Below are 26,329 nucleotides of genomic sequence, written 5' to 3' on the forward strand. Positions count from 1 at the left end.
ATGGACCACTGGACAAAGTTTCTGGCAGCGCAAGGACTGGAAAACCGCCTGCAGCGAGGCCTACGTTACGCCCGTCAGGGACACGTGCTAAACATCGAAATCAGCAAAAGCCGGATTACCGCCCGGGTGCAAGGCTCGCGTGCCAGACCCTACCGGGTGGAAATCCGGCTAAAAGCATTCCCACCTGAAATATGGGACAGTATCATCACAATCATCGCCAGTCAGGCCGCTCTTTCCGCTGCTATCATAACCGGCGAAATGCCGGAAGATATTGAAAACATCTTCCACAAGGCCGGGTTTTCGCTCTTCCCGCAATCACTAAAAGAAATTGCCGCCGAATGCTCTTGTCCCGACATAGCCAATCCCTGCAAACACATTGCTGCCATCTTCTACATCCTGGGTCAGGAGTTGACAAAAGACCCCTTCGTCATCTTTCTGCTGCGCGGCAAAACAAAAGACTCCTTGCTAGCCGACCTGACGAAAAAAAGATCTTCGTTGCAACAAGCGCTCTTGTCACCAGCACCGGATAACTCACTGCGAATAGAAAATTCACCGCAAGCCCCTAATCTTGCACATATCATCAAAAACTATTGGCAAACTGGCGACAATCTCGCCGACCTTCCCCTTGCCACCAATCCCCCCCAGTCCCCTTGCCTGCTGCTGCACCGTCTCGGCAAACCGCCGGACTGGCCGGACGAACCGGACTTTATCGAAGTAATGGCACCCCTGTATGAGCATGTCAGCAGACAGTTTCGCTCCTGACGATGACTTATTATACCATATTGCCTGGAAAACTTTTAGGACGCCTTCCTCAGGGAACTCGTCATCTCGGTTTCGAAATCGGCTAAATTCACTCCAAAGCTATGATAAAAAGCATTTTCCGCACTCTCGCCTTTACCTATAATCCATGCGGTCTACCACCTGCGCCCCAGCCGTTTCCACCATTCCTTCCAGCAGCCATTTCACAGCAGCCGCCTGATTGCCGGCAAGGTTGCGCTGTACCTGATGGGTGGTTTCATGGGCAGTCAAAAAAGTCTTTTGCCTGTCGGACGGAACTCCGTCCATATTAATAATAATCCGTCCCGGCTCGGCAACCGCATCAGTGCCTTTAATAGCCCTGGCCGCCTCGATCTCACTAATGTGAAACCTTGCCATCACTTTCGACAGATAGGCCTGCCGGTTGCGTACCAGAATAATCTGAATAAGTGATTTCGTGTTCAGACCGGCCTCCTGAAAAAAGCGCATCGTTTCCCCTGCCACCCGTTCAATCACCGCGGCTTCCGTCTCCGACACATCAGCTTGGCACTCAATCGTAATTGCCGCTTGCCTGCCGGCGGATACAGGCGGGACATTCGCCTGAGCGCAGGCAGTTAAGGAAGCAGCAGCTATCATCAATAAGACGAAACAACCAATGAGCAAGTTAATTTTATTTTTCATAACCAGAAAAGGAATCATTGACGTCATTGTGTGGCACTACGTCAATGATTCCTCTAATTTTTCTCCAAGTAAATGTACCATATTAATAATATCCGTAAAACCCTTCTCCATCTTAACTTCAAGAGCTGCCATATTCTGCTTTAGGCCGCTGACGTCCTGGCGCAGCCCTTCTGTAACGGCACTATTGTGGCCTACGATTTGAATCAGCTGAACCATCATTTTTTCAATATGGTCAAAACGTTCCTCACTCATAGGCAGCCTCCTTACTTCAATGCATTATAATTATACCATAACTATTTTTCCTGCCCTATAGCTTTTTGAATAAAAAGATTATACTCAACAACATCTCTTTGCAACCGAGTGACCAATAAACTCAGCATATGACAATACTTTATAATAACGGTGCCTAGTATTTCTTGGCATAGATATCACCCAAGATATTTTATTCCAGAATTATAATGCCCTGCGAAGCTCTCTGATTTCGTTGTCAGCAGGGATCGGGGTCAGGCTTGAGTTATATGTTTTTTGACTTATTTCTTTTTTTCTTAACTGTCTGTTAACTCTTGCCAAATCCTTGTAATATTGGCTGGATCAATTTGGAGTATTTGGGCTAACTGTGTTCTTGTCATTAAATTTCTCTTTATTGCTTCATAAATCAAGCGTTTTCTTGCTGCCACCACCTGCCGTATCCGGCACTTTCCTACCAACTGTTCTTGATTTACTTTTTCCTCTACAACAATCTTCTCAATTAGCTGTTCCCAGGTTAGCTCCATCTGTCTTTTTTCCATTTCTGTTCTGAGGAAAGTTTTCTGTTCTTCTTTCTCTTCCTCGTTTCCACTTTTATATTCCGGTTTATCAATAACTGTCCCTACTAAATTCAGATATTGATCTGTTGCCTTCTCTGAATCTGAATTTAATATATTCAATATGAATTCTACATTTACTAATCCATACATTCTTCTAACATAGTATTGATGGCTGCTCCACCTATAGTCGATTCCCTCTGCTATCTTTGCCCGTACTGGATTCTGATGTATATAACATAGCAGAGTCATTATATAGCTCTCTTTATCACATAAAAACGCCTTATAGCGTTGTTCAAATACGTGCCCGCTGTGTTTACGATGCCAATTGTAATACTGCGTATATCTCTGTTGAATGCCTTGCATAATTTTTGCCAATGGAGTTTCACCTACTTGGAGCAGTAGGTGTACGTGATTGTCCATAATCACATATGCGTACAATCGAAAACCATATCGTTCTTTATAGTCTGCTAATATCTCTAGATATTTTGTCTTTTCTTCATCTGTTTCAAATACATATGCCCTATTATTTCCTCGGGCTATTACGTGATAGACTGCATCCTCGTAGTGTATCCTTGGTTTTCTTGCCATCCTTCTCACCTGCCAACCTTACTTTGCTTCAGTTTAGCAGACTGATTGTAAATAAGTCAATTTTTTTGTATAACTCAAGCCTGACCCCGCATGTTCCTCCAAATGCTTTCGAAAAAGCTCATCTTCATCCTGCTGCATGAGAAACTAAACTATCTTAAGAGTCATTCGTTTTTTTTCGCTTAATTCGTGTCTATGCAACCGAGAAGGCCGCAGTGTATCCTTGATTTTCTTGCCAGCCATCCTTCTCACCTGCCAACCTTACTTTGCTTCAGTTTAGCAGACTGACTGTAAATAAGTCAATTTTTTTGTTTAACTCAAGCCTGACCCCGCATGTTCCTCCAAGTCTGTTGTCAATCGGAACCGTCCCCAGTGGCTTTCAGTTGCGAAAACCCGACTGCATCTCAAATGTTAATGGAAGGAATTTTACCGGTAAATAACGAATAAGGATAAAATATTGAATATGGAAATAAAGTGCCGTATTCATTAAATTCCTTAAAAGACAAGAGTATTTTGATATTAAGGGAATTTTGCATAAACGAATACAGGCATAAAAAAATTCGACACCGGCATGAGGAATAAAATGTTTGATGTAATGCATTCGCCAGAATCTGTTACTGACCACAGGGGGAAACTAAAAATAAATAACAAAAAAAATATACTTTTTATTTATCTGGGCAAAAGGCAGCGTGAATATTTCGGACAAGTAGGAGCTATACTTACCGATGAATTTAACGTCCACTACTTAAAACTTAGAGAAACTATCAAATTAAAGGATATCTTTAAAAATGTATCGCGATTACAGGGATTAACCATTAGCGATGCTGATTTAGAGGTACTTATTAAATACTATGTTAATTTGAGGAAATATAGCAAAAAGTTAAGTCTTAGACGGCGATTTTTGATGAATTCCTATTTGCTAAAAAAACATGCATTATCTATAGCAGATAAAGTAAACAATTACATGCAATTTCACTCTATTGACTTGGTTTGTATGTGGAATGGTGCAAGGGTGCCACTGGCAGTTACTGGATATATTGCCAAATTGATGGGAATCCGGACTTTATATTTTGAAAACGGAGTTCTACCTAATACAACTACAATAGATTCCAAAGGCGTAAATTTCGGTAACAGTCTGGTTGGTTTGCCACTAACTTTTTGGGAAAGTGTTACTATCGATCAAGCCAAACTCCAATTATTAACTACGCAGTCCTTAAATGTTAGGGAAAAACGACAAAATAAATCGAAATTCACCAAGCTCTCTTCCCTGCTAAATAGACGGGAAATATGTAATAAAATATCATTACCGGAGAATTATATATTTGTACCATTTCAAGTACATGATGATACACAGGTATTGTTATTTTCACCGCGAATAATGACAATGGAGCAATTACTTAAATATGTGTGTCATGCCGTTGAACAATTTAATCAGAAAACGACTGTGCCATTAAGGATAGTGGTAAAAGAGCACCCCAGTGATTATAGCCGGGTAGATTATACTGAGTTAAGACGACAATACCGTGAGTGCAATGTTGTTTTTGCCAATGATTATTTGACTGAAGACTTGATTAAGCAAAGCAAAGGGGTCATTACTCTTAACTCTTCAGTAGGAATTGAAGCATTGCTTTATCATAAACCTGTTATTACCCTAGGCAATGCATTTTATAACATTCCTGGGTTAGTAACAAACGTAACAGATCCCAATACATTAGCAGAATACCTTGACGTTATTGATAAACCTGTAAATATTAACCTAATTAATAAGTTTCTGTATTATCTCCGTTATATGTATTTAACAGAGGGTTCCTGGCGTAACCCGGACGAGCGGCATTTTGCATGCGTGAAAGAGCAAATATTGAATGAATTAGGAATGTAAGTTAAATATCTTTAAGCCAGTTTTAAGTTTATAGTTAATTTTGTTTGGTAACCTGTACCGAAACCAGGATGTATCATCGGAGTCCGCAGGTTTCAAATAAAATACAGACAGAGCCAAACTCGATTATCATTATACATCAAGTTTGGCTCTATTTTTATGCACGTTCTTGTTTGACGGTTACCCTATGTTGTATGCGCCTTTGCTGCTCAGATAGTTATAAATTCCCTCGCCGTGCTGCTGCTCTTCCTTTTGAATATGATTCAGGGCCTGGCGCACGTTCGAATCGGCAAACTCAAATATCGCGGAATCATAAGCGCCGGACACATATTTTTCGGTCATCAGCATATCGTTGCATAGCGTTGTGTCTTTCTGATTGGCCGTTGAAGAAGTACCCGCGGTTGCCTGAGTGTTGCCGGTTTGCTGCGACTGTTGCATTTGCTGCCCTTGCTGCTGGCCTTGGTTCATGCTGGGTACCTGACCGCTCAGTATAGAGTTAATCGTACTCAAATGCTGCTGTTCCTGCTGGGCATAGGATTGGAATAATTGTTTCAGTTGCGTATCAGTATCCTGCTGGGCGTAAGCTCTGGTACTTTTCAATACAAACCTTCTCATGAGACTGTTGATCCTGCAATAACTGTTTTTCCTTTTGGCTAAGTTGTAATGTCATATATCCATCTCCTCCAATTTTTTCATAGCTTTCCAGCAATGCTTAAAAACATTCAGCAATATGCCGGCAACTTGAAAAAACGGAAGCTTCATTCAGTAGCTAAGCTTGTTACCCCTAAGCCTCTTTAGCTTTCCTGGCACTCAAACCGCCAAGCGTCCCGGCACATTGCCACTATGTCCCGTTTCACCTTCCATTGTAACTCCTTCTCAGCTTTTGTCGCATCCGCATAACATTCGGCAATGTCCCCCGGTCTACGGTTAACAATCTCATACGGCACTGTAATGTTATTGGCCTCTTCAAAGGCCTTCACCAGTTGCAGCACAGAAGTACCCCGGCTTGTTCCCAAATTATAAATATGCACACCTGCCGTCAGGTGATCAAGTGCGGCCACATGCCCCTCGGCCAGATCCATAACATGAATATAATCCCGGACTCCTGTACCATCAATTGTTGGATAGTCATTTCCGAAAATCCGCAGCTTAGTTAGTTTGCCTTTGGCCACCTGAGTAATATACGGCATCAGATTGTTCGGTATGCCGTTGGGCGACTCGCCGATCAGGCCGCTCTCATGGGCGCCTACAGGATTGAAATACCGTAGTAGAGATACTGAGAAGCCGGAATCTGCTTTAGCTATGTCAGTTAGAATTCTTTCGCTCATAGCTTTTGTCTCTCCGTATGGATTTGTAGCTGGTAAAAGCTTCATAGTTTCAACAAATGGAACATTATTCTCACCATATACGGTAGCTGATGAACTAAAGATAAATTTATTGACTCCATACTTCTGGCAGGCTTTTGCCAAAACCATTATGCCTACCAGATTGTTATAGTAATAGGCAAGCGGTTTTTCAACCGATTCCCCCACTGCTTTCAGCCCGGCAAAATGAATCACACCGTCTAGGCTGTGACTGGAAAAGACATGATCCACCGCCGCCTCATCGGTCACGTCGATCTGATAAAACGTTACTTTCCGGCCTGCTATCTTTCTGACCTTGTCCAGGGTCTCCGCTTTGCTGTTGCACAGATTATCAGCCACAATTACCTCATGGCCTGCCGCCAGCAAAGCAACACAGGTATGGGAACCTATATAACCGGCACCGCCAGTTACCAATATATTCATAATCATTTAACCGCCTCTCCTGCAATCGTTTTCAGCCTTCCAATACTGCCTACTGCCTGACTACCGGCACCGCTTTTGCCGGCATGTTATTCTACCGGCAAATTCTATAGTTTCTCTCAAATTGCTTTAATTATATTCCAAACTCGATTTACCGTAGTATTGATATCGTATTTATCGCGAACATACAAATAGCCATCTTCCATAATTTTTTCCCGTATATCTGTATTTTCAAGGTAATAATCAATCTTTTCCAGCAGATCATTTTTATTACAATATGTTGCCAGATGTTTTCCCATCTCAAAATGCTGTGACAATTCGGGTTTATCATCAACAAGGGCAAAAGACCGCGTCCCCAGAATTTCAAAGGTTCTGGGATTAAGCCCGTCGTGTTCGGCAATGTGAATGTTCAAGCAAATCTTACTACGTCGATAGAGATCGGCTAGATTCTCGGGACTAATCATTGTGTTCACAACAAAAGAAGCCAAGGGACCATATCTTCTTTTAAATAGATATTTCTTCCAATAATGCCGGGTACTCCAATAATTGCCATAGGTAACGAAAGAGCGATTCTTCGCTTTAGCGTACTCCGCTACCGCTTTTAAAATTTCCAGCCGTTTAGGTGTTGTTTTACCAATAAAACAAATATCAATATCTCTGTTGTTTTGTTTAGGGTAATAAATAGCCGGATCATAACTGCTAACAAGATGGGTACAGGGAATATCATATTTTTGCGTAACATAAGCAACATCCTGTTGGTCATAAACAAAACACTGGTCATATAGCTTAAGATTGTTCTCGAAAACGGCGTTGCGTCTCAGGCCGTCCAATAGCCATAATACTAATTCTGCATTACCCTGTTTGATATTTTGGAGAGTTTGGGTTGTTAAAATCATTCCATTGCACACAATACATACGTCAGGTTTAAAATCTCGCGCAGTTTTACTTATATGCTCGTTCCATTCTCTCAGACGGGCTGCTTTCCAGTTAGTTACTCCCAGTTGATCTAACTTTTTTTGTAGGTGATTGCATTCTTGATAAACATCGTTGTAATATTGAATAGTAACAACCGTTACATTTAATTTTTTTAAAGCTCTTGCAATGCTGCTTACATAATTGAAATAATTTGGACCTAGCAAAAGAACTTTCAAAGCAGTAGGGCCTCCTTATACAATATTCTGCAATACGTTCTATATTTTAATGATGCAAAATATGCTTCTCTCTCTGAATAATATATCATCTTACTAAATTTATTAATGATGCTATGTCACAACTAAAGGAGTGATTCATAATGAACAATCAGCAAATTGCGTTTATATCTTGTGTGAATGATGAAGACATGTATGCTAAATGCCTGCAATATATTAATCACCTTGAACTTCCTAAAGGATACAACTATGAAAAAATAGCTATACGGGGTGCCAAAGCCCTGCTAGCGGATATAATAAAATCCAGTGCCAAGAAGCCGGCAGTAAAAAGATTTTTCGATCTCAGCCATAGCAATCGCGTGCTAAAGTACACCCTCATCCTTGCCCTTTCACTAGGTCCTCACTAGCTGATCTAAGTCAGCTTTATTGACTCGATAAATGTTGCCAAAATTTTTCCTAAAATTCAATGAAATCCTTTAACGCCATACTATTCGACCCGGAATATTGTTTATAGCGGCCAAGTCTTATCTCTTCCCTAATTGTTGCCAATCTATTGAGCGGACTTCCCTTCAAGGAAATTCGGCTTTTCCAATGTGCCAATTGATTTTGTAAATGAGATAAACTGTCTGGATTAAGCAAATAAGCTTGCAGTGTTCCGATATATAGCAAAGCCTCATCCATGTGCCTTATCCGCTTGCTGCATTTGCGCCGGTGTCCTTCCGGAAATATGACCTTACGTAAACGAGTAAAAATACTGTGCTGGGAACTGCGTATATTTACACCTATTTGCTGTTTTGGATGTAATCTATAATACATGAGCTTGTCCGCTAAAAAGTCAAAAGGACACACCAATGATAAAACGAAGGCAAACCATTCATCATGCACCCAAAGGTTAGGGATAGGGGGAAATATATCCTTCCACTTGGCTCTAAATGCCATTGTCGCACCTGTTACAATACTTTTTCTACTAAAAACCAGCCATGGCTCTTCAGCCCATAAAAGCTTTTGATAATGTAAGTCAAAACCGACGTTTTCCCACAATCCACAAGAGTAAGGATATGGCCTCAGGTTTTTATCCGTTACTATTGCATCAGTAAAAACCATCCCTATTTCAGGGTTGTTTTGAAACGCCTTGACTATTGTTTCCGTTTTTTGAGGCAGCCAATAATCATCCTGGTCGGCTAGAAATATAAGATCGCCAGAACACTGTTGTATGGCCTTGGCAAAATTTGCGTTTGATCCTATATTTTTTTCATTTCTGAGCAGAGTAACCGTAAATTCCGCTTTATTCTTAAACTTTTTGAGAATGGTAAATGTTCCATCTTGCGAAGCATCATCACACACAATTAATTCGTCCGGCAAGCGGGTTTGGTGCCTGATGCTGTCCAGTTGTTCCTCCAAATAAAGTTCCCCGTTATAAGTACACATAGCAATCGAGATGTTCATCCAATAATCACCACAATTTCATCATTTATAATCGCTTCTCCTGAAGGTTTTCAATATTCGTCATGATTCTTTTCATGATAGGTTTCTACGCTTCCTCATGACTTCTCCCTGGGCAGCTGTTTTGACCTCTTTCAATATTCTTTGATGTAGTGGCGAAGGAGTATGTCCACTGACTTGACCTAAATCATCATCGAAACAATATAATTAACCATATTAATTATACAGTTAATTATGATAAAAAGATTATACTTAACAACATCTCTTGCAACGGAGTGAAATTTAACAATCTATCTCCGTTTAGCCAAAATCAGTAATTGCCCCCACCCTTTGCCTATTACCTTATTATATTATATCAACAATCTCTTATAATCAATAGCTGCCGCCTCTAGCCAACAGCTATATTGTCCCGGTAAAACTGATTACAAATTAAGATAAACAAAGATTCTACCTGGTAATAGTAGAATCTTTTGCCAACATATATAATTAACTACTTTTGATGTAACACATTTAATACAGCCACCGCAGACTAACTCCGGCAAAATGGTTAGTTTCACCACGGCCACTACTGAAATCAGCATTACTTATTTTTGCAATACCTAATTTGCCATCCAAAAACATGTTATCCTGCAGTTTGGTCTGATAAGCCAGCCAGCCGGATTTTATAGTCTGTGAAATAGCAGCCGTCCTCTCCATAGTAACATAATTTGCATTAAAGGACAGTCGGCTGTTTTTGTCCAAATAATGGCCAATATTTACATAATATTGCCTAGCATCATGTCCTAATGGATCGCCGATAATATTATCCTTGTATACATAACCATTGGTATATAATTGATGAATGTACCAGACATTACTGGTGTTCGCGCATTCTACCTTCATATCCCAGGCACCATCGTCGCTGAGCCGGGGAATATACACGCCCACTCGCCTGGCAGTCTTTGCCGGTTTATAGTGGACCTGATCTTCACCATAGTATTCGGCATACAACTGAACATTATTCCATTTCGGCAGCCGCACTTTCATATCAAATCCGGCAATATCATTCCATTTATCATTAGCAACATCATCATTGATCGCCGGAAACCAATGCTTCCAATCACTGTGATTCAGGCTATTTCCTTTTCCGCCGAGCATTGAGGTTAACGTTAGTCCGAAAGTAAGATTCTGCTGCGGCGTAAAAGTTCCCCGCATGGCCACAAACGATGGACTGTCCACTTCATTTGCACTCATTTTCGTCCGATTACTCTCCAGTTCACTATACATAGCCGTAAAATTCATTTCTCCCAAAAAACGGAAGAATCCTTTACTTGTATAAGGTTCAAGATTGGAAAACTTAATGGAAGTAAGTGGCTGCATATTGTTGCCAAGAATTAAGGATCCGCTAGCACCATGCCCCCAAAAAACCGGATCTTTGCCTAATTGAACAGATATCCCGTTTATTCTGGTTTTAACATACCCGCTGGTTAGGGCAATATCCCCTTTTTGATCGTCATCATAGCTAAAACGTGGTTCTAAGGCAACAACTACATCCCGGCCAAGTTTACCTGATATCTGCGCCGTAGCAATCAGATTGCCATCCTGCCCGTAACGATAACCGTTATTATTGCCATTAAGCGGCTGATAGCTAGCCCGTGGACCAGAATACTTCACCGTATTACCATCGTAGGCACCCAATTCCAACCCGACTTCCTTCAATTTAAAGGACAAATCCGCCTGTTTCCCGGACAAAAGCTTTACTTCCTCTGCCAATTCCTGTTCAAGCTCTTTCATCATATCTGTCAGATATTGCGGCAAGGGACGTTTTTGTGCTTCCGCTTCAATTTCGGTCAACCACTGAGCCATCTGCATCCGGGTATAAGGCTTAGTCCCGGTCGGCATCGATTTAAGATAACCCATCCGTCAAACTTTTCGATATATCCATACAGCGGACTTGACAAAGGTACGTTAGGCGAAACAAAATCGGACGGTGCTGCCTGAACGCTTGCTGTCAAAGCCCCAAGCAGCAAACCAACTGCCAACGCTCTCTTCCATAACATTGCATATCACGCTCCCACAAATCATTAAAACAAAAAATGCCCACTGTCAAGCTATCCAACAGTGAGCTTCTACCAATTCGGTAACATGCTGGCTTCTTCTGCCAAATTATAGCATATTTTGTTTAATAAAACAATTCATTCCAGACTATTTTACATATTTCTACAGCAACTCTTTATTTCTGTTTCCGCTAAACAACCAGTATATGCCTATCCCCATAGTCGCACCGGCAGTATCCAGCAGCACGTCAGATATTTGCCCGCTTCGCCCCGCTGCCACAAACACCTGATGCAGCTCGTCTGAGACTGCATATGCCAAAGAAAACAACAACGCAAAAAAATATATCTTTTTCCCTTTTATACCACTTAGTTTAAGAGTCCTAGTCAGCAATAATCCTAACAGAAAATATATCATACTATGTGCGATCTTCCGTACACGTCCATTATATTTTACTGCTAACCGCTCAATCGTTCCTGCATCCCGCTGAATCGGCATCACAAAGGCTGCCGCCGTGATGATAACCTTAGTCACCTTCAGACTTAAGCCATTAGAGTTTCTTGCCGGCTGGGCCGAAAAAGAAAAAATACATGATATCCAGATCAATATGAGAATCCAATGCAACATCAAATATTTTGTTTTACCATTTCTGTTTTGCTCCATACGACCTTTTTCCTGCACCTTTTTATTGATTTTTCTCGCCTACCACTGATCGCCAAGGCCTGGCTGATCTCTTGCAGTAATCCATTCAGAAGCCAAAAATCGCGGCGCATTATTATTTCCAAATTTCCTTGACGGCACAACTCTTAATGAAGAAATTCCAACGCTATCATTCCCAGATATTCCCGTAAAGCAGTACAAGTATTATATATTGCACCATCACTTGGCAAAAATTTGAACAAGGATGCACTACTATTCGCATTTACTTTGTAATCCGCTGGATATGGCTCCACCGCAAGCCCCACTTTATGAAAATTTATCACGGACCTTGGCATATGAAAAGCAGATGTCACCAATATCGGCTGTTCATAGTGCCTTTGTTCTATAATCTGTTTCACGTACAGAGCGTTTTGTGTAGTGTTCAGGCTCTGATCTTCGATAATAATCTTGTCTTGCGGTATTCCCAAACTCAACAACATTCGCTGAGCAATCAAGGCCTCTGTGCCAGTATCCTCAAAAACCTTGCCGCCGGAAACAATTACCGGCACATTAAGTCTTTTCTGCAGTCTGGCGGCTGTCAACAACCGATTGGCCGCACTGCCGGATAAATGGCCGATCCCGTCTATGTCAGGCGTATCGCCTGTTGCCCCGCCCCCCAGCATAATAATGACATCGCCGGTTGGATTCTGAATTGGCCTATATTGCGATTCGAGACTTCTTATCAAACCATCACTAACATATGGTGTCGTCATGAGATAAAATACAGCAACGACCAAGCTCAAAATTTTTGCAAAAAAATATTTCCTTCTATAGAACCCAATATTCAGCCATCCGAGCAACACTAGAATTAATCCTGGCGGCAGTAGAAACGACGCTATGATTTTGTTGAGATAGATTAACATACAAACCCCCTCACTCCTCCATCAGTCTGTTCGTATAGGCAGCAACAGATCTAACTAAACCACACTTAGCAACTACTATGATTCTTCAAATATACCTGAAGTGCCTCCTGCCATCCCCTGACCGGATCACCGATAGTCATCCGCAACATATAATTATCCAGCACCGAATAGGCCGGGCGCTTGGCCGGGCGGGGAAATTCCGCGGTTGTTACCGGCTCAACTTTTACCTGTTTGCCTGCTTGTCGGAAGATTTCGCAGGCAAAATCATACCAAGAGCAATGTCCTTGGCAGGTGGCGTGATAAGTGCCATACCCATCTGTTTGCAGCAACTTAAATATAACTGTCGCCAAATCCACAGTGGACGTGGGCGAACCTATTTGATCATTGACAACCCGCAAGGTATTTTGCTCGTTTGCCAATCTCAGCATGGTACGCACAAAATTATTGCCCTCGCCATACAGCCAAGCGGTACGTACAATATAATGCCGACTGAGGATTTGCCGCACCATTTCCTCTCCCTGCCATTTTGTCCGGCCATATACCGTCTGCGGATTAACCATATCAAATTCGCGGTATGCTTTTCTGCCTGTTCCGTCAAATACATAGTCAGTGCTGACATATACCATCCGCGCTCCGGTTTCTAAACAGCCGGCAGCTAAATTCTGAGCACCAACAACATTCACCCGAAAAGCGGCGTCTTCATCAGTCTCCGCTCCGTCTACGTTGGTATATGCCGCACAATGAATCACTGCGTCAGGCTTAATGTCCCGCATACACTTGGCTACTGCTATTCCATCAGTAATATTGAGTGTATCACAGTCAGTCAAAACCAACTCCTGTTCGCGTCCCTGCTTTGCCACTTCGCAGCCAAGTTGACCATTAGCACCGGTTACCAATATTTTCATAATATCATCCTTTCACCCCATATATAAAGACGGGGCGGTTAACAAACCGCCCTCATTCATCTCTGGTAAACAGGCAGCTTATCAGCTGCTATATTTTTTAACCTCGGATACACCTGATCCTTATCCGAAAGCACCGCATCGCCGATTGGCCACTGAATACCGATATCCGGATCATTCCAGATAATGCCCCCCTCTGCCGCCGGTGTGTACACATCCGTACATTTATAAGTAAAATACGCAGTATCACTTAGTACGCAAAAACCATGAGCCAATCCTGGCGGAATCCAAAATTGACGATGATTATCACCTGATAACTCAACCCCTACCCACTGGCCGAAAGTCGGCGAACCAACCCGGATGTCAACCGCTACATCATATACTGCCCCTTGCACGACTGATACCAATTTTCCCTGAGAATGTGGATTCTGGTAATGCAGCCCTCTTAGAACCCCACGAGTGGAATAGGACAAATTATCCTGAACAAACTCTTCTTTTATACCAAGAACTTCATATTTCGGTTTACTCCATGTTTCCTGAAAAAAGCCCCGACTATCACCAAATACTCTGGGTTCAATAATAAGTACTTCATTGAGCTTGGTTTTTATCACATTCATATGCACACACTCTCCTGAATCTACTTCTCTTCGCCAGCAATCTGAAGTAAATACTTGCCGTATCCGTTTTTCTTCATCAAATCACCCTGAGCGGCCAATTGCTCCCGGGAAATATACCCCATTCGATAGGCAATTTCTTCCGGACAGGCTACCATGAGCCCTTGACGCTCCTGAATGGTCGCAATATAATTGGAAGCTTGCAAAAGTGATTCATGAGTTCCCGTATCCAGCCAGGCATAGCCCCGGCCTAACGTCTCTACCCGAAGTTTATTCTGTTCTAAATACAGCCGGTTTAAATCAGTAATTTCCAGTTCTCCCCTAGCCGATGGTTTCACAGCTTTTGCTAGTTCCACAACCTGATTATCGTAGAAATACAGTCCAGTGACCGCATAATTGGACTTCGGTTTTTGCGGCTTTTCTTCCAGACTAACGGCCTTGCCTGCTGCAGCAAACTCCACCACTCCATACCGTTCCGGGTCTTTCACCCAATAGGCGAAAACTGTAGCCCCTTGCTCTTGTTGTGTCGCCTTTTGCAGCTTTTCGCTAAAGCCATAGCCATAAAAAATATTATCCCCTAGTACCAGGGCGCAAGCCTCACCGGCAATAAAGGATTCCCCTATGAGAAAAGCCTGCGCCAATCCATCCGGGCTGGGCTGAACTGCGTAAGACAGATTAATTCCCCATTGCTCGCCTGTTCCCAATAACTGTTGAAAACTTTCCTGATCCTGCGGCGTCGTAATCACCAAAATATCCTGAATCCCGGCTAACATTAACGTGGACAAAGGATAATATACCATAGGCTTATCATAAACAGGCATCAATTGTTTGCTAATCGATTTAGTAATCGGATAGAGGCGAGTGCCTGACCCACCGGCCAGGATAATTCCTTTTTTTATAGCCATTTTTTCATTCCTCTCCATATAATGGCGCAGGGGGATGGGCTCTTGGCTCCGTGCCCCATACTCCGTGCTCCGCGCCCCGTGCCATGCGCCCTGCGCCCCGTCCCTACTCCCCTACTGTCTTTTTCAGAGCACGTACTTGTTTTTGCACCACTTCGCATTGCGAGCTTAAATTATTTATTTCAACTGAATAACAGCGTTGCGCTAATTCTAACTGTGTTTCCAATTCACATAAGCTTCCATGTGCAATATCTAAAAAATGATTAAATTCCTTATCTCGCTTTCTTCCCCAACCCTCCGCAATATTCGAGGGTACAGAAACTGCACTGCGTCTCATCTGCGAAATCAATCCATGCAATTCATGTTGCGGAATTTGCTCCGTCATTTTATACACTTGAACAGTCAAATCCATTGCATCTTGCCAAACCCGCAAGTCTCGAAAACTAGACATAAAGAACCTCCTAAAGTGGCGCGGGGCTATTGGCGCAGGGCACAGGGCGAAAGCTCGGAGCTGAGGGCTATTGGCGCAAGGCACAGGGCTCGAGGCTCGAAGAACAAGGCCTTATGCACCGCACTCCGTGCTCTGTACTCTTCACCCCGTGCCCTGTGCCTTCTGCCCCGCGCCCCGTGCCATGCGCCCTGCGCCTTTCACTCCGCGCCCTGCGCCCCGAGCCCAATCCTCTCCCGCCGGTAACTGCCGTCAGTCACTCTATGGCACCATTCCAAATTGTTCAGATACCATTCCACAGTCTTGATAATCCCAGTCTCAAAGGTCTCAGCAGGCACCCATCCCAACTCTTTTTGAATTTTAGATGCATCAATCGCATACCGCAGATCATGTCCAGGACGATCCTTTACATAGGTAATCTGGTCCCGGTAGGATTTACCGTCATTACGTGGCCGCTTTTCATCTAAGATATTACACAATATATGTACAATATCAAGATTTTTCTTTTCATTATGTCCGCCGATATTATATTTTTCTCCTGGTTTTCCCGCTTCCAAAACTCTGAGAATAGCCCGGCAATGATCCTCTACATACAACCAATCCCGAACGTTTTGTCCATTGCCATAGATAGGCAGTGGCTTACCTTCCAAAGCATTTAAAATCATTAAAGGTATCAGCTTCTCCGGAAATTGATAGGGACCATAGTTATTGGAGCAATTGGTCATAAGTACCGGGAGTCCGTAGGTATGATAATAGGCTCGTACCAGATGATCAGACGACGCCTTGGATGCGGAATATGGGGAATTCGGCGCATAGGCCGTTTCTTCCGTGAAATAGCCGGTGTCTCCTAATGAGCCATATACCTCATCGGTTGAAATGTGCAGAAACCGAAACTGGTTTTGTTTGTCCTTATCCAACTCTCGCCAATATTTGCGTGCTTCCTCTAATAACGCAAATGTTCCCTGAATATTCGTACGAATGAATTCTCCCGGCCCGTCAATTGAGCGGTCCACATGCGACTCAGCAGCAAAATGAACGATGCTGTCAGGCTGATATTGAGTAAAAATATCATTAATTAACCCACTATCGCAAATATCCCCTTCAACAAAAATATAGTGGGAATCTTGTTCGATATCCTTTAACGAATCTAAATTTCCTGCATAAGTTAACTTATCTAAATTAATAAGCCGAATCGCAGAATTCTGTAATGCAATATGGATAAAATTACTGCCAATAAAGCCGGCGCCGCCGGTTACAAGCATGGTTGGCATTGAATTGGCCTCTCTTTCTAATACGGATAATGACGCTTTAATCTTCTTGCATAGTAATGCTTAAAACAAAAGCTCTACGATTTGTCTATTCAAACCCGCAATACTTTCAAATCGCACTACCTAACCCCGTGCAGGTTCGGTTAGCTAAACGTGAGTAGTGCCCTTCTAATGGTTTCTCTATTTATTCCGGTTAACTGTGATAGCTTTCTGCCTGATAAGCCGGTATTATTTCTTAGTTTAAGTAAAAACTCCTTGAGAATTAACGCATTCTCTTTTTTAATCATATCCTTTAATGTCAGTCCGGTACTTTGCAAAGTATCCGCTAATAACCTTCGAACATCAGCCTCTATTTTCTCATCCTCTTCACTGCAATTTCGAATATCAAGGCATACTTCACCGTTATACTCTGCATGAAACTGCCGAAACCGATTAAGAGCTGCCTCTGTTTCCCGGCCGAACATTCTTAAAACTTCAGCCATTTCAGGTAAATATCGTGTTACCCCCGGTCCACTTAAATAGGCCTGATAACTACTCCATTTGTACGTTTCGCTCCTGCTTATACCAGCCTTTTCAGGATTCTGGTGAACATAGCGGATAACCGTTAAGAGATAGCTGTCATTTTCTATATTCTCACTTTTATACCGGTCTTGAAATAGATGTCCAACCCGCTGGTATTTTTGATTAAAGTATTTTACATAGCTTGTTCCAATTCGTTTCATAAGTTTAGCAATGCCATTGCACCCTTCTTTTATCACTAGATGAACGTGATTATCCATTAGACAATAGGCATATAACAAGCAACCTTCATCCGCTTTCTTCGAATACAAGAAATCTATGAAGGTCAATTTATCTGCATCGTCTAGAAATATATCTCTTCGTTCATTACCACGTAACATTATGTGATAAATACCTGTTTTACTAGGTATCCTAGCACTTCTTGGCATAGCCATCACCCAATGCCATTATATACCATCAAAAAATAATTGTCAATCAGAACCGTCCCTAGTGGCTTCTAAAATTCGAGCGATAGCAGGATATTGATTGGGAAGTTAGGACGGCCATTATCGGCAGAGTATAACGGTGCAAAGGGTGCTTCATCAATCTGGCTGAAAACGTGTTCGTAAAATATGGGAGCCCAACTGGCCATTAAGCGTTTTTGTTGACTGGGGTGTAAATGCTGGAAGTCATCAAACAAGCGTTCCTGAAGGTGTGAATTATTTTTGCGAAACATTTATATTCGCTCACTTTCAAATATCGTTATGTTTATAATAATAATATTCGACTTCAAGCAGAAAATCCCTGTTCGCAATACCTACAAAACCTTATTTCATAAGGGCTTTAGGTCATTTTCTCTCGGTAACTGATACCCCTGTGCAGGGGGAGTTTTCGCAGTAGAATCATTCATATGCTTCTAAATCTCCTTAGTCCTCTCCGGCAATTTGCAATAAATACTTCCCATACACGTTCTTCTTCATGACTTCTCCCGGGGCAGCTGTTTACTAATCCGATTTAGTAACCGGATAAAGACGCGTACCTTATAGTACGAATTGTTTAATAAAAAAAATTCATTTCAGATCTCTTTTGTCTTTTCATAATAACTCATTACTTCTGTTTCCACTAAACAACCAGAATATGCCTATCCCCATAGCAGCACCTGCAGTATCCAGCAGCACATCAGATATTTGCCCGCTCCGCCCCGTTGCTACAAACACCTGATGGAATTCGTCCCAAACAAAGCAACAATGCCAGGAGATATATCTTTTTCCCCTTCATACCGCTTATTCTAAGAGTCCTGGTCAGTAATAATCCTAACAGAAAATATATCGTAACATGTGCCAGTTTCCGTATAAATCCATTATATTTTACAGCCAGCCGCTCAATCGTTCCCGCATCCCGATGAATTGGTATTACAAAGGCTGCCGCCGTGATGATAATCTTAGTCACCTTCAGACTTAAACCATTAGACTCTTTTACAGGCTGAGCCGAAAAAACAAAAATACATGCTATCCAGATCAATATAACTGCCCAATGCAAGATCAGATATTTTATCTTAGCTTTTTTTATTGGCTCCATATGGCCTCTTTTCTACACCTTTTCGTTGGTTTTTCCCGCTGATTTACGGTTCCCATGTATTTAGCTTTCCTGGCACTCAAACCTCCAGGCGTCCCGGCACATTGCCACTATATCCCGTTTCGCCTTCCATTGTAATTCCTTTCCAGCTTTTGTCGCATCCGCATAACATTCGGCAATGTCTCCCGGCCTACGGTCAACAATCTCATACAGCACTGCAATGTCATTGGCCTCCTCAAATGTCTTCACCAGTTGCAGCACGGAAGTCCCTGGCTTGTCCCCAAATTATAAATATGTACACCTGTCGTTAGATGGTCAAGTGCGGCCACATGCCCTTCGGCCAAATCCATAACATGAATATAATCCCGAACCCCTGTACCATCGATTGTCGGATAGTAGGTATGAGAGCCTATATAGCCGGCGCCACCTGTTACCAGTACATTCATAATCAACCAACTTCCGTTCCTGCAATGACAAAGACTCCGCATCCTGCAAAGATTAATAACTAATACTGCCAGCGCACACTAACCCCGGCAAAATAATTAGTATCTTCATGTCCACTAACGAAGCCGGCATTATTGATCCTCGCTATACCGAGTTGACTGTCGAGGAAAACACTCTCCCGCAGTTTAGTCTGATAGGCCAGCCAACCGGATTTTATCGTTTGGGAAACAACCGCCGACCTGTCCATCGTGACAAAATTAACATTTAATGATATCTGACTGTTCGTGTCCAGATAACGGCCTACCTTTACATAATACTGATTTGAATCGTGGCCTAACGGATCGCCAATAATATCGCCCTTGTACACATATCCATTCGTATATAATTGATGATTATACCACCAATTGCTGGTATGAGCGTATTCTACCTTCATATCCCAAGTACCATCGTTATTAAGCTTGGGAATATATACCCCTACTCTTTCTGCTACTTTTGACGGCATATAGTTGGCTTGATCCTCACCATAGAGTTCACCATACACCTGAACACCATTCCATTTAGGCAGCCGCAGTTTAAAATCCAGCCCGGCAATATTATTCCATTTATCAGCAGCGGCATCAGCGTTACGGCCTAACAGCCAATCCCTATAATCACCACTACTTAAACTATGCCCATTGCCGCCTACCATGGAGGTAAACGACAATCCGAAAGTAAAGTTCCGCTGCGGAGTAAATGTTCCTCTCATTGCTACAAACGAGGGGTTGTCCACTTCGTTGGCGCTCAGCTTCGTCCGGTTACTCTCCAGTTCACTATACATAGCCGTAAAATTCATCTCACCAAGAAAACGGAAAAAACCATTGCTGGTATATGGCTCAAGATTCGATAATTTAATGGAAGTCAATGGCGTCATATTATTGCCAAGAATTAATGACCCTGTGGCACCATGTCCCCAGAAAACCGGATCTTTCCCCAGTTGAACGCCCATACCATTGATGCGGGTCTTCACATACCCGCTGGTCAGGGCTGCTTCGCCCTGTTGGTCTTCATCATAACTAAACCGCGGTTCCAAGGCAATAACCATATCGGGACTAATTTTTCCGAATAACTGCGCCTGGGCAATTACATTGCCATTTTGGCCATAGCGATACCCATTATTATTGCCATTAAGCGGCTGATAGCTGGCCCGGGGGCCAGCATCACCCTTACGATAGCCTACCGTATCGCCATGATAGGTACCCAGTTCCAGCTGAACTTCCCGTAATTCCAACGATAAATCTGCCTTTTCCCCGGATAGTATCTGTACTTCAGCCGTTAATTCCTTTTCCAATTCCTTTTCCATATCGGCCATATAGGGCGGTAAAGGCCGTTTCCGGGACTCTGCCTGAATTTCGATCAGCCATTGGGCCATCTGCATCCGGGTATAAGGCTTCGTACCGTTGGGCATTGAGGTAAGATAACCCATGCCATCGAATTTTTCAATATATCCGTATAGTGGACTGGTCAAAGGAACATTGGGTGAAACAAAATCAGACGGTGCCGCCTGAACCCCGGTCGACAAAAGCCCAATTAATAGACTTGCGGCCAGCGATTTCTTCAATGACAAATTCATCACACTCCCATTAATAATAATAAAATAAATTCGATCATACTGGCTTTTTTCCTATCGAAACACTCAACCCACTGACCAAAAGTTAGGGATCCACCCCTTATGCCTACGGCTACTGGGCTTTAAAACGCAAAGCCGCTATCCCCAGGTATTCGCGAAGTGCTGTTCCTGAATTACTTAAAGCACCAGAACTTGGTGAAAATTTATTGAAATACAAATGCGTTGTCCGGGAAACCCGGTAGTCTGCCGGATAAGGCAAAACATCCATGCCGACGCGTTCAAAGTTCATCACCACCCGTGGCATATGAAACCCCGATGCAACCAGGATAGGACTGTTAAACCCATGCTGCAAGAGTATCTCTTTCGTATATAATGCATTTTCCGTCGTAGTCAGACTTTTATCATCAATAAATATCTGATTGTCCGGTACGCCTAAGTCCATGAGAATTCTTTTCGATATTTGGGCTTCATTGCCAGAGTCGCTAAATACCTGGCCACCGGAAATGATAATCGGTAATCTTGTTTTTAAATGCAAACGCACAGTCGTTAACAACCGGTTAGCACTGCTTCCCGACAATTGCCCCATTCCGCTGACATCAGGTGTATCTTTTGTTGCCCCATAACTCAGCATTACAATAACATCCCGGTCAGTTACTTCACCTGGCGGTTGATACCGTTGTTCCAGCGATTGGATCAGCATATCGCCACAGGGAGATATAGACAGCAGATAAATTGTGAAAGCAACCAACCATGTAAATCCTGCCGCTTTTTTCCAGCGTTTAAATAATAATATGCCTAAAAATAGCAACCCAGTTATAAAAATACCAGGAGGTAATAGCCAATTGTAAAAAAACTTTACAACGTAAATCATCATTTTCATCCTTCATAATCTTGTAAGACTATTCTTAATACTATAAACTCCATACCATACTTAATTAGTTATAAGCATTTCTTTTTTTGCCAATACTCTCGTAAAATCAAAATGAGATTGAAACATCAAAAAAATAGATTATATTCCTATCGTATTTTCTTAATGCTCTTTAATCTTGCTTATGTACTGTTTACAAACTGTTTTCGTCTTTTCTAATGCCTAAATGGTCCCTTACTTTTCGGTTGCGGCGACGGTTAAATCTTGTTTTCGCCACCAGTTTAAAGTTTCAGTTAAACTATCTAAAAAATTATGTTTCGGTTTCCACCCAAAACACTTCTGCAATTTAGCGGCTGAACCAACAAAAAACGGTACTTCCGAAGGGCGAAACCGTTGCTGATCTACTTGAACAGCAATAGGTACCCGGGCCGCTTTTATTAGAAATGTTAAAATATTTTCAATCCGCCGTGGAGTACCTGAACAAACATTATAAATACCGTTCTCAACCTTATTTTCAATTAAATTGACATATGCTTCAATAACATCACGGACATCGGTAAAATCTCTTTGCGTACTTAAATCACCAACACAAAGACTCGGCAAACATAATCCCTGTTCAATTTTCGCTATTTGCGATGCAAAATCGCTAACCACATATCCCCTGGCTTGTCCCGGTCCAAAATGATTAAACGGCCGCACATGAATAACATTTAGGTTTTCCTTATGTGCTAATTGAAGTGCTAGCTGACCGGCAGCTAGTTTACTGACGGCATAAGGATTCTGAGGTAAGCATGCCTCTGTTTCATCTAATGGTATACCCTTTTTTCCGGTTAGGCCATACTCTTCGCTGGTTCCAACCGTGATAACCTTAGCGTGGGAAGCATATTTTTTCACTGCTCCGATTAGATTTATAGTCCCAATGGTATTAATCTTTACGGTTAAATCCGGTTTCTCCCAGGAACGGCTTACCATACTCTGCGCCGCCAAATGGATAATACCGTCTGGATTAGTTGACTTAATAGCTTCTCTCAGTTCATGCTGATCGATGATGTCAAAACTTATACATTCTGCCGAATTAAATTGACGATAATTTGTATCCATTACCCCGGCATATACTTCATGACCTCGTTCAACTAAAGCCGGCACTAAATAACTACCCACAAACCCGCTTGCACCTGTCACCAATACCCGCATTTGAATACACAACCTCTTTTATTCATTGTTTAGTAGCCGCTGCATACTTTACAAGATTATCGTTAGATGTTGCTTCTTTCTTAACCCGTTCAAGATCTGCCGATACCATCATTTGAATAAGTTCTTCCAGGCTAGTTGCCGGTTCCCAATTTAACTTTTCTTTAGCTTTAGCCGGGTTTCCCAATAGAACTTCAACCTCGGCCGGACGATAAAACTGCGGATCTATAACAAGATAATCCTCGTAATGCAGACCTACATATTCAAAAGCTATTTTGCACATATCCCTGACCGTAGTTGTTTTTCCGGTAGCGACAACATAATCATCCGGTTTGTCCTGCTGCAGCATCAGCCACATAGCTCTAACATAATCACCGGCAAAACCCCAGTCCCGTTTAGCATCAATATTACCCAGTCGAAGTTCACTTTGCACCCCTAATTTTATCCTAGCGACCGCATCCGTCACTTTACGGGTGACAAACTCTATCCCCCGTAAAGGTGATTCATGATTAAACAAAATACCGCTACAGGCGAACATATCAAAACTCTCCCGATAATTCACCGTCATCCAATGGCCAAACAGTTTTGCAACCCCGTAAGGACTTCGCGGATAAAACGGTGTTTTTTCCGACTGCATCGGTTCTTGAATCAGACCAAACATTTCACTGGTAGAAGCTTGATAAAATTTTATTGCCGGGTCGCTTAACCGGATTGCTTCAAGCACATTTAAAGCCCCAACCCCAGTTGTCTGCGCAGTTAGCACCGGCTGTTGCCAGGATGTGGCAACAAAGCTTTGCGCTGCCAAATTATAGACTTCCGATGGCTTGGCTACCTTTATTGCGCGAATGATTGACGATAAATCAGTCAAATCACCATAAATAAGTTCCACTTCATTTTCAATGCCTAAGAATTCCAAGCGCCAAGTTGTGGACGTGGCCCGCCGAGCCATTAATCCGTATACTTTATAACCTTTGTCTAAAAGCAAGCTAGCCAAGTATGCCCCGTCTTGACCGGTAATCCCGGTAATTAGTGCTGATTTCATAGAAATGTATCCTCCATAAAACTATTTTTTCTAAATATTTCCAATTGTTTATTAACATAAGTTTTAAATTCTTGTTGAAATCGCCCGGGAGCAAAACGAAGCGCATTATCATGACAAGCTTGAGGTAAAATACGTTCCTTTTCAAACTGACAAACAGCCTGAACCAATGATGGAACGGTTTGTTCCTCAAAAAAAACACCCGTTGGTCTTGGGTTATCCAGTCCACAAATTGTTTCCAGCGCTCCTCCCTTACCAAACGCAATAACAGGGGTACCGCATGCTTGAGCCTCTAAAGGAACAATGCCAAAATCCTCTTCCGCAGCAAATATAAAAGCCCGCGCATGTTGCATATATCTTTTCATTTTATCAAAAGATTGATACCCTAACAATTCAACATTTTCCCCGGCCACTGCCCTTATTTTCTTATAGTCTGGTCCATCGCCAATAACTACCAGTTTTTTTTCAGGCATTTCTCTAAAGGCCCTAACAATCAGATCTATTTTTTTATAAGGAACCATTCTGGATGCCGTAAGATAATATTCATCTTTTTGTGTGCACAAATCAAAAGCCGCTACATCAACCGGCGGATAAATTACCGTAGAATGACGACGATAACATTTCCATATCCGCTTTGCTATAAAATTCGAAATTGCAATAAAACCGTCAACTCCGTTTGCTGTTCTATAATCCCAAAGTCGCATTTTATGTAAAATCCATTTTGCAGTCCATCCTTTTATACCTTTGTCTAAACCACTTTCTTTTAAATATTGATGCTGTAAATCCCAGGCATAGCGTATTGGTGAATAGCACATGCATAAATGCAATTGATCAGGTCCAGTTAATATTCCCTTAGCGATCGCATGCGAACTTGATATTATGAGATCATATCTCGCCATATCGAACTGCTCAATCGCTAACGGCATTATAGGCAAATATGATCTATATTTACTTTTAGCAAAAGGCATATATTGTATAAAAGATGTCGATATCTTTTTACTCTGTAAAAAATCACGTTGCTTATCAGGTACAAAATCTACTATACTATATAAATCTGCCGCCGGAAAAATTTTAATCATTTGCTCCAATACCCGCTCTGCGCCCGCGTATGTAGTTAACCAGTCATGAACAATGGCAATTTTCACCAGAACATACCTCCGTAATATGCGAAAAAACTTTTTTCGCACAACTTTCCCAGTTATAAGTTTCGGCCCTTTTTAAACCTTGTTTCCTTAAACTTTCTTGTAAAACTTGATCATCCAAAAGCTGCTTCATTTTTAATGCTATGTCATTAACATCATACGGATTGCAGTACAATGCGGCATCTCCGCAAACTTCAGGAAGAGATGCTCTATCAGATACAATAACCGGACAGCCACATGCCATCGCCTCAACCGGCGGTAATCCAAAACCTTCATAAAAAGAAGGGTAAATAAAACAACTGGCGTTTTCATATAATGCTTTAAGTTCACAATCTGTTACAAACCCTAATTTTATGACATCTGCTGCAAATGCTTCCTCATATGTATTAAATATTGTCGAATTACTCTCACCAGCAACTACAAATTTATAATTTTCATGTTTTAACAACTTAATAGCCTTAGCAATTGAATGAAAATTTTTATTGGGATTCATACTGCTTACAGCTAGTAGAAATGTTTTCTTCCCTAACTTATATTTGTCTAAAATCTTGTTATCCGGCTTAATATTGCATATATGGTCCCTTCCCAAGTACACTACGTCAATCTTATTTGACGGAATAGCGCAATAATGAACAATTTCATTTTTTGAAAAGCTTGAATCAGTAATTACCTTTTTCACTCTTCGTCCTAAAATTGGTAAAAGAAATTTATACCATAATTGAAACTTTTTAGAATATGCACTAGAAACTCCATATACTGACGCATCATGAATAGTAACAATGCTATTAGTTTTAACTAACGGAGCGCTATTGCAAAAATTTATAAGCAATCCATCTCTAGAGAAAAATGGAAGTTCTAATTGCTCCCAAAATATTCCTTTCAAATGACCTACTACTTTTAATGGAATATTTTTAAATTCCGGTGTCATTTTTATATTACGGGGAGCTAACATCTTAAACGAATATTTAGTATCATCAATATATCCTTTACTTATCAAAATATCCAATGCTTTTACTAATTCATTAGCATATCTCTGTACACCTGTAATTGTTTGACTATAAAAACGAGCGTTTATATAGACATTAATAATAATATTCGCCCCCGTTTAATATTTCTAAACCACTTCGCCTAACAATAGAAGAAAAACTGGGATAAAA

28 protein-coding genes and 1 pseudogene are annotated in these 26,329 nt (G+C 41.8%); 3 read left to right on the top strand and 26 right to left on the bottom strand.

The window, feature by feature from the left end:
• Complete coding sequence (locus BLR65_RS04840) at positions 1-762, top strand: SWIM zinc finger family protein (protein WP_093793062.1); 762 nt, start codon at positions 1-3, stop codon at positions 760-762.
• Positions 763-894: 132 nt separating this feature from the next.
• Here the strand turns inward: BLR65_RS04840 and BLR65_RS04845 are convergent, their stop codons facing one another.
• The 3 genes from BLR65_RS04845 to BLR65_RS04855 all read right to left on the bottom strand — a co-directional run bounded on the left by BLR65_RS04845 (position 895) and on the right by BLR65_RS04855 (position 2,831).
• Positions 895-1,437: a hypothetical protein gene (locus BLR65_RS04845; protein WP_176772690.1), complete on the bottom strand. Its 543-nt coding sequence runs from the start codon at positions 1,435-1,437 to the stop codon at positions 895-897.
• Positions 1,438-1,473: 36 nt separating this feature from the next.
• A complete protein-coding gene (locus BLR65_RS04850; protein ID WP_093793064.1) occupies positions 1,474-1,689 on the bottom strand; it encodes a hypothetical protein in 216 nt (71 codons plus the stop codon).
• Between the two features lie 293 nt (positions 1,690-1,982).
• A complete protein-coding gene (locus BLR65_RS04855; RefSeq protein WP_093793065.1) occupies positions 1,983-2,831 on the bottom strand; it encodes a transposase in 849 nt (282 codons plus the stop codon).
• 580 nt (positions 2,832-3,411) lie between these two features.
• On the opposite strand from BLR65_RS04855, the gene BLR65_RS04860 reads away from it, so the two are divergent.
• Positions 3,412-4,707 (top strand): capsular polysaccharide export protein, LipB/KpsS family, encoded by a 1,296-nt coding sequence (locus BLR65_RS04860; RefSeq protein WP_169716881.1) that lies wholly within the window; start codon positions 3,412-3,414, stop codon positions 4,705-4,707.
• A gap of 177 nt (positions 4,708-4,884) precedes the next feature.
• On the opposite strand, the gene BLR65_RS04865 is transcribed toward BLR65_RS04860, so the two are convergent.
• From BLR65_RS04865 to BLR65_RS04875, 3 genes are all read right to left on the bottom strand, one after another.
• Positions 4,885-5,304, bottom strand: a complete 420-nt coding sequence (locus BLR65_RS04865; protein WP_245692432.1) for a spore coat protein — start codon at positions 5,302-5,304, stop codon at positions 4,885-4,887.
• Positions 5,305-5,498: 194 nt separating this feature from the next.
• Positions 5,499-6,497 (bottom strand): UDP-glucose 4-epimerase GalE, encoded by a 999-nt coding sequence (gene galE / locus BLR65_RS04870; protein ID WP_245692436.1) that lies wholly within the window; start codon positions 6,495-6,497, stop codon positions 5,499-5,501.
• Between the two features lie 110 nt (positions 6,498-6,607).
• Entirely contained in the window at positions 6,608-7,639 is a 1,032-nt protein-coding gene (locus BLR65_RS04875) for a CgeB family protein (RefSeq protein ID WP_093793067.1), read from the bottom strand.
• Between the two features lie 140 nt (positions 7,640-7,779).
• Between BLR65_RS04875 and BLR65_RS04880 the strand changes: the two genes are divergently transcribed.
• Positions 7,780-8,043 carry a glycosyltransferase gene (locus tag BLR65_RS04880; RefSeq protein ID WP_093793068.1) on the top strand — a complete coding sequence of 88 codons (264 nt, stop codon included), beginning with the start codon at positions 7,780-7,782 and terminating at the stop codon, positions 8,041-8,043.
• A 49-nt stretch (positions 8,044-8,092) separates the two neighbouring features.
• Here BLR65_RS04880 and BLR65_RS04885 read toward each other — a convergent pair whose 3' ends face one another.
• The 20 genes and pseudogenes from BLR65_RS04885 to BLR65_RS04975 all read right to left on the bottom strand — a co-directional run bounded on the left by BLR65_RS04885 (position 8,093) and on the right by BLR65_RS04975 (position 26,178).
• Entirely contained in the window at positions 8,093-9,082 is a 990-nt protein-coding gene (locus BLR65_RS04885) for a glycosyltransferase family 2 protein (protein WP_093793069.1), read from the bottom strand.
• 507 nt (positions 9,083-9,589) lie between these two features.
• Positions 9,590-10,978, bottom strand: coding sequence for a capsule assembly Wzi family protein (locus BLR65_RS04890; RefSeq protein ID WP_093793070.1), 1,389 nt, complete (start codon positions 10,976-10,978; stop codon positions 9,590-9,592).
• Positions 10,979-11,278: 300 nt separating this feature from the next.
• Positions 11,279-11,776 (bottom strand): VanZ family protein, encoded by a 498-nt coding sequence (locus BLR65_RS04895; RefSeq protein WP_093793071.1) that lies wholly within the window; start codon positions 11,774-11,776, stop codon positions 11,279-11,281.
• 143 nt (positions 11,777-11,919) lie between these two features.
• Positions 11,920-12,555: a YdcF family protein gene (locus BLR65_RS04900; protein WP_245692437.1), complete on the bottom strand. Its 636-nt coding sequence runs from the start codon at positions 12,553-12,555 to the stop codon at positions 11,920-11,922.
• Between the two features lie 185 nt (positions 12,556-12,740).
• Entirely contained in the window at positions 12,741-13,580 is an 840-nt protein-coding gene (gene rfbD, locus BLR65_RS04905; protein ID WP_093793073.1) for a dTDP-4-dehydrorhamnose reductase, read from the bottom strand.
• A 56-nt stretch (positions 13,581-13,636) separates the two neighbouring features.
• Complete coding sequence (gene rfbC / locus BLR65_RS04910; protein ID WP_093793074.1) at positions 13,637-14,194, bottom strand: dTDP-4-dehydrorhamnose 3,5-epimerase; 558 nt, start codon at positions 14,192-14,194, stop codon at positions 13,637-13,639.
• A 20-nt stretch (positions 14,195-14,214) separates the two neighbouring features.
• Complete coding sequence (gene rfbA / locus BLR65_RS04915) at positions 14,215-15,096, bottom strand: glucose-1-phosphate thymidylyltransferase RfbA (protein WP_093793075.1); 882 nt, start codon at positions 15,094-15,096, stop codon at positions 14,215-14,217.
• Between the two features lie 103 nt (positions 15,097-15,199).
• Positions 15,200-15,544 (bottom strand): four helix bundle protein, encoded by a 345-nt coding sequence (locus tag BLR65_RS04920; RefSeq protein ID WP_093793076.1) that lies wholly within the window; start codon positions 15,542-15,544, stop codon positions 15,200-15,202.
• Positions 15,545-15,741: 197 nt separating this feature from the next.
• Complete coding sequence (gene rfbB, locus BLR65_RS04925; protein WP_093793077.1) at positions 15,742-16,812, bottom strand: dTDP-glucose 4,6-dehydratase; 1,071 nt, start codon at positions 16,810-16,812, stop codon at positions 15,742-15,744.
• Positions 16,813-16,952: 140 nt separating this feature from the next.
• Entirely contained in the window at positions 16,953-17,762 is an 810-nt protein-coding gene (locus BLR65_RS04930) for a transposase (RefSeq protein ID WP_093793078.1), read from the bottom strand.
• Between the two features lie 639 nt (positions 17,763-18,401).
• Positions 18,402-18,524: a VanZ family protein gene (locus tag BLR65_RS31700; protein WP_169716879.1), complete on the bottom strand. Its 123-nt coding sequence runs from the start codon at positions 18,522-18,524 to the stop codon at positions 18,402-18,404.
• Positions 18,522-18,885: pseudogene (locus BLR65_RS04940) on the bottom strand (VanZ family protein); the annotation flags it as partial. The gene BLR65_RS31700 and the pseudogene BLR65_RS04940, both read right to left, overlap by 3 nt.
• A gap of 60 nt (positions 18,886-18,945) precedes the next feature.
• Positions 18,946-19,131 carry a GDP-mannose 4,6-dehydratase gene (locus BLR65_RS30750; RefSeq protein WP_245692439.1) on the bottom strand — a complete coding sequence of 62 codons (186 nt, stop codon included), beginning with the start codon at positions 19,129-19,131 and terminating at the stop codon, positions 18,946-18,948.
• Positions 19,128-19,328 carry an NAD-dependent epimerase/dehydratase family protein gene (locus BLR65_RS30755; RefSeq protein ID WP_245692441.1) on the bottom strand — a complete coding sequence of 67 codons (201 nt, stop codon included), beginning with the start codon at positions 19,326-19,328 and terminating at the stop codon, positions 19,128-19,130. Before BLR65_RS30755 ends, BLR65_RS30750 begins: the two co-directional genes overlap by 4 nt.
• 59 nt (positions 19,329-19,387) lie before the next feature.
• Positions 19,388-20,929 carry a capsule assembly Wzi family protein gene (locus BLR65_RS04950; protein ID WP_169716878.1) on the bottom strand — a complete coding sequence of 514 codons (1,542 nt, stop codon included), beginning with the start codon at positions 20,927-20,929 and terminating at the stop codon, positions 19,388-19,390.
• 115 nt (positions 20,930-21,044) lie between these two features.
• Complete coding sequence (locus tag BLR65_RS04955) at positions 21,045-21,632, bottom strand: YdcF family protein (protein WP_245692442.1); 588 nt, start codon at positions 21,630-21,632, stop codon at positions 21,045-21,047.
• 402 nt (positions 21,633-22,034) lie between these two features.
• A complete protein-coding gene (locus BLR65_RS04960) occupies positions 22,035-22,994 on the bottom strand; it encodes a GDP-mannose 4,6-dehydratase (RefSeq protein WP_093793083.1) in 960 nt (319 codons plus the stop codon).
• Between the two features lie 22 nt (positions 22,995-23,016).
• Positions 23,017-24,033 (bottom strand): GDP-mannose 4,6-dehydratase, encoded by a 1,017-nt coding sequence (gene gmd, locus BLR65_RS04965; RefSeq protein ID WP_093793084.1) that lies wholly within the window; start codon positions 24,031-24,033, stop codon positions 23,017-23,019.
• A complete protein-coding gene (locus BLR65_RS04970) occupies positions 24,030-25,175 on the bottom strand; it encodes a glycosyltransferase family 4 protein (RefSeq protein ID WP_176772693.1) in 1,146 nt (381 codons plus the stop codon). The genes gmd and BLR65_RS04970 overlap by 4 nt, the downstream gene beginning before the upstream one ends.
• A complete protein-coding gene (locus tag BLR65_RS04975) occupies positions 25,153-26,178 on the bottom strand; it encodes a glycosyltransferase family 4 protein (RefSeq protein WP_093793085.1) in 1,026 nt (341 codons plus the stop codon). The genes BLR65_RS04970 and BLR65_RS04975 overlap by 23 nt, the downstream gene beginning before the upstream one ends.
• Between the last annotated feature and the right edge of the window lie 151 nt (positions 26,179-26,329).

Source organism: Sporomusa acidovorans (assembly GCF_900101845.1).
Classification (GTDB): domain Bacteria; phylum Bacillota; class Negativicutes; order Sporomusales; family Sporomusaceae; genus Sporomusa; species Sporomusa acidovorans.

What these genes read in the sequence shown, in the direction of transcription:
- BLR65_RS04840 (WP_093793062.1), top strand. Translation starts at nt 1, where the DNA reads ATGGACCACTGGACAAAGTTTCTGGCAGCGCAAGGACTGGAAAACCGC.
- BLR65_RS04845 (WP_176772690.1), bottom strand. Translation starts at nt 1,437, where the DNA reads ATGAAAAATAAAATTAACTTGCTCATTGGTTGTTTCGTCTTATTGATG.
- BLR65_RS04850 (WP_093793064.1), bottom strand. Translation starts at nt 1,689, where the DNA reads ATGAGTGAGGAACGTTTTGACCATATTGAAAAAATGATGGTTCAGCTG.
- BLR65_RS04855 (WP_093793065.1), bottom strand. Translation starts at nt 2,831, where the DNA reads ATGGCAAGAAAACCAAGGATACACTACGAGGATGCAGTCTATCACGTA.
- BLR65_RS04860 (WP_169716881.1), top strand. Translation starts at nt 3,412, where the DNA reads ATGTTTGATGTAATGCATTCGCCAGAATCTGTTACTGACCACAGGGGG.
- galE (WP_245692436.1), bottom strand. Translation starts at nt 6,497, where the DNA reads ATGATTATGAATATATTGGTAACTGGCGGTGCCGGTTATATAGGTTCC.
- BLR65_RS04880 (WP_093793068.1), top strand. Translation starts at nt 7,780, where the DNA reads ATGAACAATCAGCAAATTGCGTTTATATCTTGTGTGAATGATGAAGAC.
- BLR65_RS04885 (WP_093793069.1), bottom strand. Translation starts at nt 9,082, where the DNA reads ATGAACATCTCGATTGCTATGTGTACTTATAACGGGGAACTTTATTTG.
- BLR65_RS04890 (WP_093793070.1), bottom strand. Translation starts at nt 10,978, where the DNA reads ATGGGTTATCTTAAATCGATGCCGACCGGGACTAAGCCTTATACCCGG.
- BLR65_RS04895 (WP_093793071.1), bottom strand. Translation starts at nt 11,776, where the DNA reads ATGGAGCAAAACAGAAATGGTAAAACAAAATATTTGATGTTGCATTGG.
- rfbD (WP_093793073.1), bottom strand. Translation starts at nt 13,580, where the DNA reads ATGAAAATATTGGTAACCGGTGCTAATGGTCAACTTGGCTGCGAAGTG.
- rfbC (WP_093793074.1), bottom strand. Translation starts at nt 14,194, where the DNA reads ATGAATGTGATAAAAACCAAGCTCAATGAAGTACTTATTATTGAACCC.
- rfbA (WP_093793075.1), bottom strand. Translation starts at nt 15,096, where the DNA reads ATGGCTATAAAAAAAGGAATTATCCTGGCCGGTGGGTCAGGCACTCGC.
- BLR65_RS04920 (WP_093793076.1), bottom strand. Translation starts at nt 15,544, where the DNA reads ATGTCTAGTTTTCGAGACTTGCGGGTTTGGCAAGATGCAATGGATTTG.
- rfbB (WP_093793077.1), bottom strand. Translation starts at nt 16,812, where the DNA reads ATGCCAACCATGCTTGTAACCGGCGGCGCCGGCTTTATTGGCAGTAAT.
- BLR65_RS04930 (WP_093793078.1), bottom strand. Translation starts at nt 17,762, where the DNA reads ATGGCTATGCCAAGAAGTGCTAGGATACCTAGTAAAACAGGTATTTAT.
- BLR65_RS30755 (WP_245692441.1), bottom strand. Translation starts at nt 19,328, where the DNA reads ATGAATGTACTGGTAACAGGTGGCGCCGGCTATATAGGCTCTCATACC.
- BLR65_RS04955 (WP_245692442.1), bottom strand. Translation starts at nt 21,632, where the DNA reads ATGCTGATCCAATCGCTGGAACAACGGTATCAACCGCCAGGTGAAGTA.
- BLR65_RS04960 (WP_093793083.1), bottom strand. Translation starts at nt 22,994, where the DNA reads ATGCGGGTATTGGTGACAGGTGCAAGCGGGTTTGTGGGTAGTTATTTA.
- gmd (WP_093793084.1), bottom strand. Translation starts at nt 24,033, where the DNA reads ATGAAATCAGCACTAATTACCGGGATTACCGGTCAAGACGGGGCATAC.